General features: G+C 62.4%; 12 protein-coding genes. 4 read left to right on the top strand and 8 right to left on the bottom strand.

The window, feature by feature from the left end:
- Positions 1-314: class III extradiol ring-cleavage dioxygenase (locus tag AB5Z09_RS01735; RefSeq protein WP_368194497.1), on the top strand; the 314-nt coding region annotated here is incomplete at its 5' end.
- 93 nt (positions 315-407) lie between these two features.
- Here the strand turns inward: AB5Z09_RS01735 and AB5Z09_RS01730 are convergent.
- The 3 genes from AB5Z09_RS01730 to AB5Z09_RS01720 all read right to left on the bottom strand — a co-directional run bounded on the left by AB5Z09_RS01730 (position 408) and on the right by AB5Z09_RS01720 (position 5915).
- On the bottom strand, positions 408-4160 hold the full coding sequence (locus AB5Z09_RS01730; protein ID WP_368194496.1) for an AAA family ATPase: 3753 nt from the start codon (positions 4158-4160) through the stop codon (positions 408-410).
- Positions 4157-5383 carry an exonuclease SbcCD subunit D C-terminal domain-containing protein gene (locus AB5Z09_RS01725; protein WP_368194495.1) on the bottom strand — a complete coding sequence of 409 codons (1227 nt, stop codon included), beginning with the start codon at positions 5381-5383 and terminating at the stop codon, positions 4157-4159. The genes AB5Z09_RS01730 and AB5Z09_RS01725 overlap by 4 nt, the downstream gene beginning before the upstream one ends.
- 103 nt (positions 5384-5486) lie before the next feature.
- Positions 5487-5915, bottom strand: a complete 429-nt coding sequence (locus AB5Z09_RS01720; RefSeq protein WP_005338252.1) for a GNAT family N-acetyltransferase — start codon at positions 5913-5915, stop codon at positions 5487-5489.
- A 177-nt stretch (positions 5916-6092) separates the two neighbouring features.
- Here AB5Z09_RS01720 and rdgC point away from each other — a divergent pair, with 177 nt between their 5' ends.
- Both rdgC and ggt read left to right on the top strand, forming a co-directional pair.
- Entirely contained in the window at positions 6093-7004 is a 912-nt protein-coding gene (gene rdgC / locus AB5Z09_RS01715; protein WP_005347467.1) for a recombination-associated protein RdgC, read from the top strand.
- A gap of 177 nt (positions 7005-7181) precedes the next feature.
- Positions 7182-8963: a gamma-glutamyltransferase gene (gene ggt, locus AB5Z09_RS01710; RefSeq protein WP_368194494.1), complete on the top strand. Its 1782-nt coding sequence runs from the start codon at positions 7182-7184 to the stop codon at positions 8961-8963.
- 143 nt (positions 8964-9106) lie between these two features.
- Here the strand turns inward: ggt and AB5Z09_RS01705 are convergent, their stop codons facing one another.
- The gene (locus AB5Z09_RS01705) at positions 9107-9577 is read right to left on the bottom strand and encodes an FKBP-type peptidyl-prolyl cis-trans isomerase (RefSeq protein WP_005347462.1); all 471 of its coding nucleotides are present in this window, start codon (positions 9575-9577) and stop codon (positions 9107-9109) included.
- 174 nt (positions 9578-9751) lie between these two features.
- On the bottom strand, positions 9752-10900 hold the full coding sequence (locus AB5Z09_RS01700) for a sodium:phosphate symporter (protein WP_005338243.1): 1149 nt from the start codon (positions 10898-10900) through the stop codon (positions 9752-9754).
- A 249-nt stretch (positions 10901-11149) separates the two neighbouring features.
- Between AB5Z09_RS01700 and AB5Z09_RS01695 the strand changes: the two genes are divergently transcribed.
- Entirely contained in the window at positions 11150-11524 is a 375-nt protein-coding gene (locus AB5Z09_RS01695) for a hypothetical protein (protein ID WP_005359057.1), read from the top strand.
- Positions 11525-11618: 94 nt separating this feature from the next.
- Here the strand turns inward: AB5Z09_RS01695 and AB5Z09_RS01690 are convergent, their stop codons facing one another.
- The 3 genes from AB5Z09_RS01690 to AB5Z09_RS01680 all read right to left on the bottom strand — a co-directional run bounded on the left by AB5Z09_RS01690 (position 11619) and on the right by AB5Z09_RS01680 (position 15119).
- Positions 11619-12965, bottom strand: a complete 1347-nt coding sequence (locus tag AB5Z09_RS01690) for an APC family permease (RefSeq protein ID WP_005350109.1) — start codon at positions 12963-12965, stop codon at positions 11619-11621.
- Entirely contained in the window at positions 12965-13231 is a 267-nt protein-coding gene (locus AB5Z09_RS01685; RefSeq protein ID WP_021230505.1) for a hypothetical protein, read from the bottom strand. The genes AB5Z09_RS01690 and AB5Z09_RS01685 overlap by 1 nt, the downstream gene beginning before the upstream one ends.
- Before the next feature lie 538 nt (positions 13232-13769).
- Positions 13770-15119 (bottom strand): APC family permease, encoded by a 1350-nt coding sequence (locus tag AB5Z09_RS01680; RefSeq protein WP_005359067.1) that lies wholly within the window; start codon positions 15117-15119, stop codon positions 13770-13772.
- Positions 15120-15161: the final 42 nt, after the last annotated feature.

The raw sequence follows: 15161 nt of genomic DNA, 5'->3' as shown, positions 1-15161 counted from the left end.
GTCAGGGGATTGGCATCCTCGCCTCTGGCGCCATTACCCACAACCTGCGGGCGCTGGCACCGGAAGGCTCGCCGGTGCCAGAGTGGGCCAGCCAGTTTGTCGACTGGCTGGAGCAGAAGATGGCCGACGAGGATCGGCTGGCGCTGCTCGACTATCGCCAGCAGGCTCCAGGCGCGGTGGAGTCCCATCCCCACGACGATCATCTGCGCCCACTCTTTGTGGCGTTGGGGGCCGCTGATGGTGTGGCGCCCACCCGGCTGCACGAGAGCTGGGATGGCGGCAGCCTCTATATGGGCGCCTACCGCTTCGGCTGATAGCCTCTCAACAAGACCCCGCCAATTGGCGGGGTCTTGTTATTTACGGTGTAGTGATTTAGCCGATGGTACTGGTGATTGAGCCGAAGGCTCTCAGGGAACCACTACCCGGCTCTCGCCGCCGCCGAGGGCTTCGACCCTGATCTGCACGCCGATCCGCTCCACCAGGGTCTGGACGTGGGAGATGACCCCGATCTGGCGACCGGCGGCCTGCAGGGAGTCGAGGCTGGCGAGCGCCAGATCCAGACTGTCCGGATCGAGGGTGCCGAACCCTTCGTCAATAAACAGCGACTCGACCTGGGTCTGCCGTGACGAGAGGCTGGAGAGGGCCAGCGCCAGCGCCAGCGACACCAGAAAACTCTCGCCGCCGGAGAGGGAGTCCACCGAGCGCACCTCATCCCCCATGTCGAGATCCACCACCTGCAGCGCCAGATCGGTGCCGGGCACCCGCTCCAGCCGGTAGCGCGGCGAGAGCTCGGCGAGCTGGGCGTTGGCTTCCAGCAGCAGACGCTCGAGGGTGAGGCTCTGGGCGAAGGTGCGGAACTTGGCGCCGTTGGCCTGCCCAATCAGATCGCACAGCTGCTGCCAGTGGTCGGCCACCGCCTGCTGGGCGGCCAGCTCCTGTTGCAGGCTGCCCGCCTTGAGGGCGGCGGCTTCGGCCTGTGCCAGCTTGCTCTTGCACTCGAACAGCTGCTCTTCAAGGGCGCGACAGCGGGCATCGAGTGCCGCCAGTTGATCGCTCAGCTCTGCATCCGGCAGGGCGGCCAGCTCGGGGTGGTGCTCGCGATAGCGATCCCGCTTGCTCTCCTCCAGTGCCAGCGCCCGTTGCCGCTCGGCAAGGCGGGTGCGCGCCTCGCCAAGGGCATCTTCCAACCCTTGCAGGGCAGAGCGGCGAGCCTTGAGTTCATCGGGGGTGATGGCGAGCAGACGGCGCAGGTCGTATTCGGCAATGCCAAGGGTGCTGGCGTGGGCGGCCCAGCGGCCTAGCACCTCCCGCTTGCGGCGGCTGCTGGTCTGCTTTTCCTGCTCCACATGGGTGAGGCGGGTTTTGAGCTCGGTCTGCCGCTCCCGCAGAGCGCGGGCGCCGCTTTGCATCAGCTCCAGTTCGCTGGCGAGTTGTTGCAGCCGCTGTTGCCAGCGGCTCTCGACCAGCGGGATCTCCTCGCCACCGAGACAACCGCTGCGGCTGGTGAGCAGCCCCTGCCGCTGCTGTTCGTGCTCCTTGTAGTCCCGCTCGAGTTTGTGCAGCAGCTCGCGCTGGGTCTGCAGGCGCGCCTCCTGCGCACTCAGTGCCGGGGTGAGGCTGACGATCTCGCTGGCCAGCCGCTCCCACTCGCTCTGGCCGTGCAGCCAGGCTTCGCAGGCTCGCTGCCACTCGTGCCACTGCTGGCTGCCGAGCCACTGGCGCCACGGTTGGCCGCCCATCTGCTCGTCGAGGCGGTGGGCGCCTTGTTCCAGACGCTGGCGCAGGGTCGCCTCCTGCTCGCCTATTCCCTTCACTTCCCCTTCCAGCGCGATGCGCTGGCGATCGGCCTCCTGCCACTGCTGGTCAAACTGCTGGTGCTGGGCAGCCAGTTGGCTCAGTTGCTGACGCACCCCTTGCAGTTGTTGTTGACCAAGCTGGGCCTGACGCAGCTGCTGCTGGCTCTGGGCCAACCCTTGCTCCAGCGCCTGGCCACGGCCAAGCAATGTGCTCATCAGCTCGTTCCACTCAATGGGGCTTTGGCGCAGCGGCAGCGAATGGCCGAGCAGGGTATCGCCCCCCAGCTGTTGCCAGCGCTGGGTCAGCTGCTCGGCGCGGGTTTCCAGCTCCGGCAGATGTTGCTGACGCACCGCCAGCTGGCGGGCCAGCTCCTGACGCTCGCTCTCGCACTGAATGTATTGATGATTGAGCCGATCCCATTCGAGTTCGAGGCTTCTGACCCGCTCCGCCAGCTGACCTAGGATCCCCGCCACCTGGGGTTGGCTCTGGCTGTAGGGGTGCTCCTCGGCGCCACAGAGCGGGCAGGGGGTGCCATCGCTCAGGATATGGCGATACTGCTCGAACGTGGCCACCGCCCGGGACTGTTCCAGCGCGTGGCGCGCCTCGTCCCGCTGCAGGGCGAGCCGCTCGCGGGCTGGCACCAGCTCGTCGCCAAGGGTGGCGAGCTTGCCCAGCGCCTGCTCCAGCTGGGCAATCTCCTGCTGCAAGCGGCCATGTTGTTCGCCGTGGTTGCGGCCATAGTCGGCCAGCTCCAGCAGCTGGCGCAGCTGGCCCAGCTGTTCGGTCTGTTGCTGCCACTGCTCCTGCGCTTTGGCGAGGCGGCTCTCCCACTGCTGCTCCTGCAGCTCGTTCTGTTGCTGTTGCAGCCGAGCTTGTTCATGTTGCCAGTAGTCGCGCTCCTGCTGGCCCTTTTCCAGCTGGCGTTGCAGCTGCTGCAGGGCGCGCAGCTTGTGATCCCGCAGGGTGAGCAGTTGCTGCAGCTTGTCGGCATCCTCGGCCCAATCCTGCATGGCGGTGAGCAGGGGCTGCCACTGGCGGGCCACCGGTGCCAGCTCCTTGTGTTCTTCGAGCCAGAGCCCCCACTGCTGGTGCTGGCGCTTGAGCTGTTCCACCTGCTGACTCTGTTCGCGCCACCCCTGCTCGAGGGTGAGCTGCACTTCCCGCTCCTGAGTCCCCTCCTGCTGGATCTTCTGCAACTGCTGCTGCTTTTCCCGAATGCGGGTGTCCAGCTCTTGTGCCCGCTTGAGTTCGGGTTGCAGGGCGCCCCATTCCCGCTCGGCGGCGATCTTCTCCGCTAGCAGCTGCTGCTCGGTCAGCGCGCTCTGCTGGGTCTGCTCCTCGAGTTTGGCCAGCTCTGGTACCAGCTCGGCGATCAGCTTCTCCTGCTGCTGTACCTCAAGGGTGAGGCGGGCCAGCTCGTCGTGATCGGCGCGGGCCACCTGGGCCTGTTCGGCACGCGCAAACTCCTCGCGCTCGGGGGCCGCGGCGCCGTGGGCCTGCAGGGCGGCATCGAGCGCCGCCTGTCCCTCGGCGCAGCCCTGCAACTGGGCGGCAATGCGGCTGTTGAGGTCGCGCAAGTCCTGCATCAGCTGCTGTTGCTGCTGTTCGTGCTTGAGGGTGGTGGAGAGGCTTATCTGCTGGCTTACCCACTGTTCGCGGGTCGTATCGTCCATCAGCGCCACGTCGCCGAGGCGCTGGGCAATGGTGGCCAGCTTCTGCTGCTCTTCCCGCGCCCGTTCATAGGTCTGGATGGAGATGGCGGAGTAGAGCTCGGTGCCGGTCATCCGTTCGAGCAGGGCGGAGCGCTCGTTGGCGTCCGACTTGAGGAAGGCGGCGAACTCCCCCTGCGGCAGGATCACCGCGCGGCGGAACTGCTCCCAGGAGAGACCCACCAGCTCGTCGATGCGATCCTGCAGCTCCCGCTTGCTGCCGGAGAACACTTGCCCTGACTCCACATCGGTCAGGGTGCGCTCCTGCGCCTGAAAACGCCCCTCCGAGCGGTTTCGCGCCCGGCGCACAGCCCAGCGGGCCAGCCAGATGCGGCCATCGCAGCCGCGAAACTGCACCTCGGCAAAACCGCTGGCATGGCCGCGACTGAGGATGCCTCGTACGTCGTTGGCCTTGAGCTTCTCTTCATCATCCATGCGGCCCACTTCGGCCACGTTCTTGCGATTGGCGATAAAGCGCGGCATCTCGTCGTATAAGGCCAGACAAATGGCGTCGAGCAGGGTGCTCTTGCCCGCGCCGGTATTGCCGGTGATGGCAAACAGACCGGCGGCGCCGAGCGCCCCCCTGGTAAAGTCGATGGTGAAGGGGCCGGTCAGACTGGCCAGATTCTCACCTGACAGAGACAAGATTTTCATCGGTTTGACTCCTTCACCTGCTCCAGGATCTCTTCAAACGAGGAAACTAACCCAGCCTCGGGCTCCCCTTCAAACTGGCGCTGATAGCAGAGGCGAAACACCTCGGTGGGGGAGAGCTCATCGAGCCTGCGCCGCTCGCGACCATCGGCCAGCCCTTCGCCGGAGCCCTGATACTGGGTGCTGATGCGGGCCAGACGCACCGGTTTGTCTGCGATGGCCGCCAGAATGCGCTCGCGGATGCGGGCCTCGGGCTTGGGCAGAAGCAGCCGCACTTCGAGGAAGGGTTGTGCTTCTTGTGGGCAAGCAGGCAGCTCGAGCGATGCGATGGCGTTCAGCGCGTCGTCGAGAGGGCTCTGGGGCAGGCGGATCATCTCCACTGCGCGGGGCACCGGGATCCGCTCCAGCCCTGCCAGTTTACCCTCCGCAAAGGTCACTTCCAGCACCTGATGGTTGTAGTTGGCTTCGGCGAGCGATAGCGGCAGCGGCGAGCCGCTGTAGTGCACCCCAGTGGCCGGGCTCTGAGCCAGATGGAGGTGGCCGAGCGCCGTGTAGTCTGCACCGGCAAAGAGTTCGGCGGGCAGGGCGTGCTGGTTGCCGCCGAGCACCCGCCGCTCCGACAGCTCCGAGAGCTGGCCCGCCGCCAGATAGGCGTGGCCCATGGCAATCAGTGGCAGCGCCTCCCCGCAGCGAGCGCGCCCTTCGGCCAGCACCTCGGCGTAGACCTGTCGAACCCCTTCGATCAGCCTGTCCTGCCCTTCTGCCAACTGCTCCACCCGCAGATCGCTGCTGCGCAGGAACGGCACGGCGGCGCACCAGGCGGCAATGTTGCCCTCCTTGTCTTGCAGCGGTACCAGCAGGCGGTCGGTCTCGAGCTTGCCCTCACTGTCGCGGCTGATGCTGCCCACCAGATGCAGGTCAAAGGCGCGCAGCAGCTCGTGGGGAGCATCGAGCTTGGAAGGGGAGTCGTGGTTGCCGCCGATCAGCACCATGTTGAGGTGGGGCATCTCGGCGCGCAGTCTGGCCAGAAAGCGGTAGAGTTGCTGCCAGGCGCTGGCGGGGGGATTGGCGGTATCAAACAGATCACCCGCTACCAGCAGAGCGTCGATCTCGCGCGCCTTGAGGGTGTCGCTCAGCCAGTCGAGGAAGGCATCGTGTTCAAAACGGCGGTCATGACCATGGAATTGATGGCCAAGGTGCCAGTCGGCGGTATGGAGGATTTTCATTGGAAAGCAGCCCGGTTGCAGGGACGGTGCCTGTGGCACCCGATGAGGACAAGATGAGGATGCCCCGTGCTTTTTTCAAGTAAAACAGGGGGCTGGCATCGATTCAGGCAGGTTCGCAGCACATCCGGTATTGGGGGTGGCCGGTGAGGGGATCGGACTCCTCGGCCTCGATAACGAAGCCGTGGCGGCGATAGAAACGCACCGCCTGATCATTCTCGACAAAGACCCGGGCGTGGAGCGACGCCCCCTGACGCTTCGCCTCCTGCAGCAGGGCGTGGCCGACACCGCGCCCCTGACGGTCGGGGCGCACGAACAGGGCGGCGAGATAGTTGTCCACCAGTGCCATGAAACCGAGCAGATCGCCGCGCTCCTCGAACACCCAGATGGCGGCGCGATCGAGATAGCGGGTACGCAGATCCTCCTGGGCCTGCCACCAGCAGGAGGCATCGACGAAATCGTGGGCCTGCAGGGAGGCCAGCAACCAGATTTCGACGATCTCTTCCATGTCTTCCGGGCGACTGGGCCGCAACATATCTTCATCCTTATTAACAATTTACTTTCGCAGTCTAGGAGAACTTGATGAACAAACTGGTGACATAAATGAGACCCTGTGAGGTCGATCGCCCTTTATTTAGCGAGAATGATTGGCTGATCACAAAGCGCCTCTCTAGTACAATGCCCGCCGGACAATCTAGAGACCGAGGACGCCATGTGGTTTAAAAACCTGCAGATTTATCGCTTTACCCGCCCCTTTGACTTGACCGTGGATCAGCTGGAAACCCAGCTGGAAGCCTGTGCCTTCACCCCTTGCGGCAGTCAGGACATCTCCCGTTTCGGGTGGGTCAAGCCCCTTGGCAAATTCGGCTCAACCCTGACCCACTCTGCCTCCGGCCACATCCTCATCTGCGCCCGCAAAGAGGAGAAGATGCTGCCCGGTACCGTGGTCAAGGAGATGCTGGCCGAGAAGGTAGAAGCGATCGAGTTCGAACAGGGACGCGCCCTCAAGAAGAAAGAGAAGGAAGCGTTGAAAGAGGAGATCCTCCACACCCTGCTGCCCCGTGCCTTTAGTCGTACCAGCCAGACCTTCGCCTGGATCAATCCGGCCGACAATTTGATGGTGGTGGACGCAGGTTCTGCCAAGAAGGCAGACGATCTGCTGGCGCTGCTGCGCAAATCCATCGGCTCCCTGCCGGTGGTGCCGGTGGCTCTCAAGAACCCGCCGGAGATCACCATGACCGAGTGGTTGAACGAGGGCAACCTGCCTGCCTCCTTCACGCTGGAAGATGAAGCCGAGCTGCGCAGTGCCATGGAGCACGGCGGCATCATCCGCTGCAAGCAGCAGGATCTGATGACGGATGAAATCAAGAACCACCTGGCCAACGACAAGCTGGTGACCAAGCTGGCTCTCAACTGGGGCGAGACCGTCAGCTTCGTGCTGGGGGATGATCTCTCCATCAAGCGTCTGAAATTCAGCGAAGAGCTGCGTGAGCAGAACGACGACGTCACCAGCGAAGATCCGGCCGCCCGTCTGGATGCAGACTTCGCGCTGGTCACCGCCGAGCTGTCCCAGTTTATCCCGGCGCTGTTTGCCGCCCTGGGTGGCGAAGAGCAGTCCATCTAAGCGAACTGGCTCTACCTGATCGAAAAAAACCGCCTTCGGGCGGTTTTTTTATGTCTGTTACGTATAGCCATTATTGATAGATGAGTAAGATATTGATCTTGTTCAATAACTTGAGCTATCAGCGCCAATCGTGACATAGTCCTTCTTTATGGTCATAAAACAGACAAGGAGAGTGTCATGTTGCGCAAACCTCTGGGGCTGGCTGTCGCCCTTGCCCTGCTGGCCGGTTGTGCCAGTGACAACGGCTTTCACTACACCCCGCCAGCCCAGACCCTGATTGCGCCGGAGGCGGCCAGTGGCTGGACCGACAAGCAGGGCTGGCAGGGCCATGACTTCATGGTGGCGGCCGCCAACCCGCTGGCGGTGGATGCGGGCTACCAAATCATCAAGGCCGGTGGCAGTGCCGTCGATGCCGCCATTGCGGTGCAGCTGGTATTGACGCTGGTGGAGCCGCAATCCTCCGGGATCGGTGGCGGAACGCTGCTGCTGGTGTGGGATGGCCGCAAGGTGAGTGCGGTGGATGGCCGCGAGACGGCGCCGGCTGCCGCCACCGACCAGCTGTTTATGCAAGATGGCAAGCCGCTGGCGTTTTATGATGGGGTGGTGGGTGGCCGCTCGGTCGGCGTTCCCGGTACCCTGCGCGCTCTGGCACTGGCCCATCAACGTTATGGCAAACTACCCTGGGCTGCGCTGTTCCAGCCCGCCATCACGCTGGCAGAACAAGGATTTGTGATAAGTCCACGGCTGGCCACATTGCTGGCCAAGGATCCCTATCTGGCACGGGATCCGCAGGCGCGAGCCTACTTCTATCAGGCGGATGGCAGCCCCAAAACGGCGGGCTCCCGGCTGACCAACCCGGCGCTGGCCAAGGTGCTGCGCACTCTGGCCACAGAGGGGGCGGATGCCTTCTATCGGGGGGCGCTGGCAGATGCCATGGTGGCCAAGGTACGCCAACATCCCACCAACCCCGGGGTACTGGCGGCCACCGATCTGGCCAGCTATCAGGCCAAAGTGCGTGATGGCCTCTGCTTTGACTATCGCCAGAGCAAGATCTGCGGCTTTCCCACTCCCTCGTCCGGCACCCTGGCGCTCGGCCAGATCTTCGGCATGCTGGAGAGCCGCGATATGGCGGCCCTCAAGCCGATCACCACGAAGGAGGGGGGACTGGCTGCTTCCAGCGAGGCTATCCACCTCTACAGCGAAGCGGCGCGTCTGGCCTTCGCCGATCGCAACCAGTACGTCGCCGACAGCGATTTTGTCAGCGTGCCGGTGCAGGGGCTGCTGGACAAGGGCTATCTGGCCGAACGCGGCAAGCTTGTCGGTCAGCTCTCCATGGGGATTGCCAAGCCCGGTACGCCGCCACTGGCGCTGGCGCGCGGCAAGGATGCGACCCCGGAACTCCCCTCCACCAGCCATGTCTCGATCGTCGACAAGGTAGGGATGGCCATCTCCATGACCAGCTCCATCGAGGATGGTTTCGGATCGCGTCAGATGGTCAACGGCTACCTGCTCAACAACCAGCTCACCGATTTCTCCTTCACCTCGGTAGATGCTGCCGGTCTGCCGGTGGCAAACCGGGTGGAGCCGGGCAAGCGGCCCCGCTCCTCCATGTCACCCCTGCTGGTGTTTGACAAGCCAAGCGGCGAGCTGACCATGACACTGGGCTCGCCGGGGGGCTCCGCCATCATCAACTACGTGGGCAAGACCCTGCTCGGCACCCAGGATTGGGGCCTGAACCTGCAACAGGCCATCAACCTGCCCAACTTTGGCAGCCGCAACGGCCCCACCGAGCTGGAAGCGGGACGCACCCCCATGTCGGTGGTCGAGGGATTGAAGGCGAGGGGACATGAGGTGGTACTGAACGAGCAAACCTCCGGCCTGCAAGGGGTTGAGCGCAATGGCGGTGGCTGGTTTGGCGCAGCGGATCCGCGCCGGGAAGGGATCGCCAAGGGGGAGTGAGGTTCCCATAGCAACAAGGCCAGCATAATGCTGGCCTTGTTGTTGATGGAGCGTTCTGCGCGGTTACTGGATGCCCAACAGCTCCACTTCAAAGATCAGGACGGGCGCTCAGTGGGATATTGCCACTGGAGCATCCTGCGCAGTTACTGGATACCCAACAGCTCCACGTCAAAGATCAGGACTGATCCCGGCGGGATTTTGCCCGCGGCGCGGTCGCCGTAGGCGAGGTTGGCGGGGATGTAGAAACGGGTCTTCTCACCTTCCACCATCAGCTGCACCCCTTCGGTCCAGCCAGCGATCACCTGATTGAGGCCAAATTCGATGGGCTCGCCACGGGCGACCGAGCTGTCAAAGACGGTGCCGTCCAGCAGCTTGCCCTCGTAATGCACCTTCACCTTGCTGGTGGCGGTGGGGTGAACGGTGCCGGTGCCCGGGGTCAGTACTTCGTACTGCAGGCCGGAGGCGGTGGTGGTCACCAGCGGCTTCTCCTTGTTGCTGGCGAGGAACTCGGCGCCAATCCGCACGTTGTCAGCCGCCAGCTTTTTGTTGTTGCTGCTGGAGTAGAAGTAGTAGGCCACACCGGCAATGAGCAGCGCGATCAGTATGAATTTCATCGGTTTTCCCTGTTCCATGACATGTAAAAAGTGCAATGAGGGCGCCATCTTATCGCGCACCGCACCTGATGGCGAGCCACAGGGCGGGAGGATGTGAGCGGGCAGGCAAAGCTCGGAGACGCAGATGCAAAAAGGGGCGAGTCGGTGACTCGCCCCTTATCATGGCGGCGGCGATTACTTGGCGGCTACCATCATCAGGGCGGGCAGGGCGAAGAAGAGACCCGTCACATAACCAAGAGCCAGCAGCTTGTTCTCGCTGCCTACCCGGGCCAGCCCCTCGGCGGCGCGCACCGGCAGGTCGCGCAGGAAGGGGATGCCATAGATGATGACCACGGCAAAGAGGTTGAACAGCACGTGGACCAGCGCGATGGTCAGGGCCAGCTGGGCACCGGCTCCACTGATGGCTGTTGCAGCCAGCAGGGCAGTGATGGTGGTCCCGATATTGGCTCCCAGGGTGAAAGGGTAGAGCTGACGGGTGCTGAACACGCCGCCGCCGGCCAGCGGGATCATCAGGCTGGTGGTGGTGGAGGAGGACTGCACCATGATGGTCACCAGCGCACCGGAGGTGATGCCGGTCAGCGGGCCACGGCCCAGCGCCTTGTGCAGCACCTCTTTGGCACGACCAACCAGTACCTGTTGCAGCACTTTGCCGAGATAAGTGACGCAAGCGAGGATCAGCAGGATACCGATGATGATGGTCGCGATGGCGGCGCCCTTGCCCGGCAGGAAGGCCACGGCGCTGTCAATCAGCTGCTGGGCCGGTGCGGTCAGCGGCTTCATGAAGTCCATGCCCTTCATCGACATATTGGCGGAGCCTACCAGCAGGTTGGCCAGCCACTCGGCGCTATGTTGCAGCAGGCCGAACATCAGCTCCAGCGGCAGGAAGATGAACACCGCCAGCAGGTTGAAGAAGTCGTGCACGGTGGCGGCGGCGAAAGCGCGGCGGAACTCGGCGCGATCCCGCACATGGCCCATGGAGACGATGGTGTTGGTGATGGTGGTGCCGAGGTTGGCACCCATCACCATGGGGATGGCCATGCTGATGGGCAGGCCGCCAGCCACCAGACCAACGATCACCGAGGTGACGGTGCTGGAGGATTGCACCAGCGCGGTAGCGAGAATACCCAGCAGCAGGGCGACAAAGGGGTTGTTGGCAAAGGCGAAGATCTGGGCTGCGCCCTCGGCGCCGCCGGAGAAATCTTTGAAGCCGTGGGAGATGGCGCCCACGGCAACCAGGATCAGGTAGACCAGTACGATGACACTCATCCAGTTGAACAGGGCGCGGGTCGCGGGCGGCTGTGACAAGGAGTGATGGTGTTGCATAAAGCCTCTTGAGACGGTCGTTCCGTCTTGGGTTGTTGATGACCCGCGCATTTAATCAATGGTTAATGACAGAAATATGACAACGTGACATTTCGATGATGTTTTTATGACGACGAACTGCGGCGACAGGCGCTGACCGAGCCGGTTGGCTCTGGGGTGGCAAAAGGGGGGACGAAAGCACTGCCGCCTTGTCAGCCGGAATGTGATCGCTACACTGCGCCCCTTTATTGGCAAGCAGGAGTAAACAAGATGATGCGTGCATGGATCCTCTCTCTGTCGCTGGGGCTGCTCTCGGCAGGGGCACAGGCCAGCCTGTTGAAAACCGACTGCAACCTCGACAAGGCCCTCAAAAACGAAGCGGTGAATGCCACTCTGGGAGTCAAGGGCAACTGTGATACCAGCAAGCTGGTGAAGCAGGAGAAAGAGAAGGTGAAAGCTGAGGTGCAAAAAGGCCGCAACGACCTGCTGGGCGAGAAGCGTGCCGACCTCAAGGAGAGCGGCAACGGTATGCAGCAGAAGATGGACAAGGCAAACCAGCAGCTGCACAAGGCGGAGCAGGATGCCAAGACCATCGCTCGCGATCCGCTCAAGGCTGCGGCGACCGCCGTACTGGATAAGCAGTAAGCAGACCGGGCCCAAGCCCGTGTGACCGGCCACAGACCGGCAGCAAAAAGGGGAGCCATGGCTCCCCTTCTGTCTATCCATTATCCGCAAAGGATCAGGCGTCAGCCGCTTCCTCGTATTGACGGAACGGGATGCGGAACACCGCCAGACGCAGGAACAGATAGGTTGCGCCGAGGCCCGCCCAGATCAGGCCCAGCTCCAGCGAGCTCTGCTCCAGGTTTATCCACAGAGCACCGATGGTGGCGGCGCCGAGCAGCGGCATCAACAGGTAGATGACGTGATCCTTGAGGGTCTTGTTGCGTTTCTCGCGTACCCAGAACTGACCGATCACCGACAGGTTGACGAAGCTGAAGGCCACCAGTGCGCCGAAGTTGACCAGCGCCAGTGCGGTATCCAGATCAAACGACACGGCGGAGAGGGCCAGACCACCCACCATCAGCACGTTGATAGCCGGAGTACGATATTTCGGGTGGATGTAGCCAAACACCCGCTCCGGGATCATGCGATCACGCCCCATCACGTAGAGGATGCGCGACACACCGGCGTGAGCCGCCATGCCGGAGGCCAGTACCGCGACCGTGGTGCAGACCAGAACCACGGACTGGAAGAAGGTGCCGCCAACGTAGAGGGCGATCTCCGGCAGTACCGCATCCGGATGCTGGAAGCGGGAGAGGCTCGGGAAGTAGAGCTGCAGGCAGTAGGAGACCACCACGAAGATGATGCCGCCGATAAGGGCAGTCAGCACGATCGCCTTGGGGATCACCTTGCCGGCGTTCGGAGTCTCTTCGGAGAGGGAACTCAGACCGTCAAAGCCTAGGAACGAGAAGCAGAGGATGGTCGCACCGGTAAAGAGCGGTACCAGCTGTGCTGACTCGAAGTGGAACGGACGGCTGCTCATCAGGGTGCCAGCCCCTTCACCGTGGTAGATGCCCCACGCCATCAGGCCGATAAAGAGGGTGATGATGGCCAGCTGGATCACCACGATCAGACCGTTGAAGTTGGCTACCAGGTTGATGCCGCGCAGGTTCAGGAAGGTCATCACGGTCACCAGACCGAAGATGAACACCCAGGGCTCGACGCCCGGGAACATGGCGGTCAGGTAGATTTTGGCCAGCAGAATATTGATCATCGGCATGAACATGTAGTCGAGCAGGGATGACCAGCCGACCATGAAACCGACGTAGGGGTTGAACACCTTCTGGGCATAGGTATAGGCAGAGCCCGCAGAGGGGAACTTGCGTACCAGATGGCCGTAGCTGAAAGCGGTGAGCAGGATGCCACCCAGAGCCAGCAGATAGGCGGTGGCGACCCGGCCATCGGTGATGTCACCGACGATGGCGAAGGTGTCGAAGACAGCCATGGGGGTCAGATAGGCCAGACCCATCACAATCACTTGTGTCAGGGTAAGGGTCTTGAGCAGCTTGGCGTTTTGCGATGCCATTACGCTTTCTCCTCAATCAGTGCCGCAGCACGTGCTTGCAACGAGCGCAGGGATACGATGGATTCGCAAGCCTGTACATCAAGGGCGCCGGGGAGGCGCATACCGGGCTGTACCGGCAGGAAAGCATTAAAACGCCCCATTGTTATCCTCTCAACGTCGGGAGATTGTTTGGCAATCTCGAATATCACTTCCGGAAACGTTCCGGCCTCTTGTGGTGGGTTTGTACTGCACTTCAAAAATACAAAAACCGATGTCGCAGTGAACATCGGTCCTTTATTGGCGGCGTATTGTGCATTCGGTCAGCCCCCTTGACAAGCAAAAAAGGGCGGATTAACGCATTTTTTTGCATACGCACGGGGCAGGTAAGTGGTCACTCGCCCCCTGCAGCCGTCCCCGAGCCGCTCCCCCTTTTTCGGGGGGGAAGAGAACCCTGTCATGGCGTATGAAAAATCGGCAAATCGGGGCTGCAGGGTGCATAGCGCCTCAACATTGATCCTGATCATATTTGCCGGCGTTCCCCCGGGATCGAGTCCTGCGAGCTTATCGGCTGGCGGGGGATGGGAGGGGGTGAAGTGGAAAAAGATCTATTGCATATCCATTCACATTAATGACTGAGGATAGAAGGCAACGCGGCTCGGGCCATGGCATTGCGAGCAGTCCGGCTGGGTAGTTATTTGAAATCAGTCACACTTCCTGCAGAAACCGCGTTTCTGGCAACCCGTGCTGCTGGCAACCAGAACACCGCAAAAACAACAAGGAGCCCGCAGGCTCCTTGTTCGCTATCGGGGGGAGGGGCGCCAGCGGTTACTGGGCGATCTCCACCTTGTCGGCGGTATGCAGCGGGATGCGGAACACGGTCAGGCGCAGGAACAGATAGATGGCCCCCAGCGCCGCCCAGATCAGCCCCAGCTCGAAGGAGGAGGGCTCGAGGTTGAGCCACAGTACCCCGATGCAGGCGGCGCCACAGAGCGGCAACAGCAGGTACATCAGGTGATCCTTGAGACACTTGTTGCGGCCCAGCTTCACATAGAAGTGGGCAATCACCGCCAGATTGACGAAGGTGAAGGCCACCAGGGCGCCGAAGTTAATCAGCGCCAGCGCCATCTCCAGATCCAGCGACACCGCAGAGAGGGCCAGCAGGCCGACCAGCAGCACGTTGAACGCCGGGGTTTGCCACTTCGGATGGATGTAGCCGAAGAAGCGGGCAGGCAGGGCGCGATCGCGACCCATCACGTAGAGCAGGCGCGATACACCGGCGTGGGAGGCGAGCCCAGAGGCCAGCACCGCCACAGTAGTGCAGACCAACACCACCGCCTGGAACAGCTTGCCGCCGACATAGAGGGCGATCTCCGGCAGCACCGCATCCGGATGCTGGAAGCGGGAGATGTCCGGGAAGTAGAGCTGCAGGAAGTAGGAGGTAGTGACGAACAGCACACCGCCGATCAGCGCCGTCAGCACGATGGCGCGGGGGATCACCCGATCCGCGTCCGGGGTCTCTTCCGACAGGGTACTGATGGCGTCAAAACCGAGGAACGACAGACAGAGGATGGAGGCCCCCATCAGCAGCGGTGACACCTGGATCTGCTCGGAGAAGAAGGGACGGCTGCTGGCCACGGTACCCAACCCTTCACCGTTGTGAACGCCCCAGGCGATCAGGCCGATGAAGATGGCGATGATGCTGAACTGCATCACCACGATCAGGCTGTTGAAGTTGGCCACCAGCTTGATGCCGCGCAGGTTGAGGGCGGTCATCACCGCCGCCAGACCGAAGATATAGGTCCAGGGCTCCACGTTCGGGAAGAGGGCTTCGAGATAGATCTTGGCCAGCAGCATGTTGATCATCGGCATGAACATGTAGTCGAGCAAGGAGGTCCAGCCCACCATAAAGCCGACATAGGGGTGAAACACCTTCTGGGCATAGGTATAGGCGGAGCCGGCTGACGGGAACTTGCGCACCAGATGGCCGTAGCTCAGGGCAGTGAACAGCATGCCGATGAGGGCAAACAGGTAGGCGGTCGGCACATGGCCTTCGGTGATCTCGGTAACGATGCCGAAGGTGTCGAACACCGCCATGGGGGTGAGGTACGCCAGTCCCATAACCACGACCTGCCACAGTTTGAGGGTCTTTTTCAGACCAACCTGCTGGGCCGCCATTATGCATGTTCCTCATGCAGTGCCAGAGTTGCACGGTCCATC

The organism is Aeromonas sp. R2-2 (genome assembly GCF_040908355.1).
GTDB classification, from domain to species: Bacteria; Pseudomonadota; Gammaproteobacteria; order Enterobacterales; family Aeromonadaceae; genus Aeromonas; species Aeromonas veronii.
This window is presented reverse-complemented; position numbering and strand designations above follow the sequence as displayed.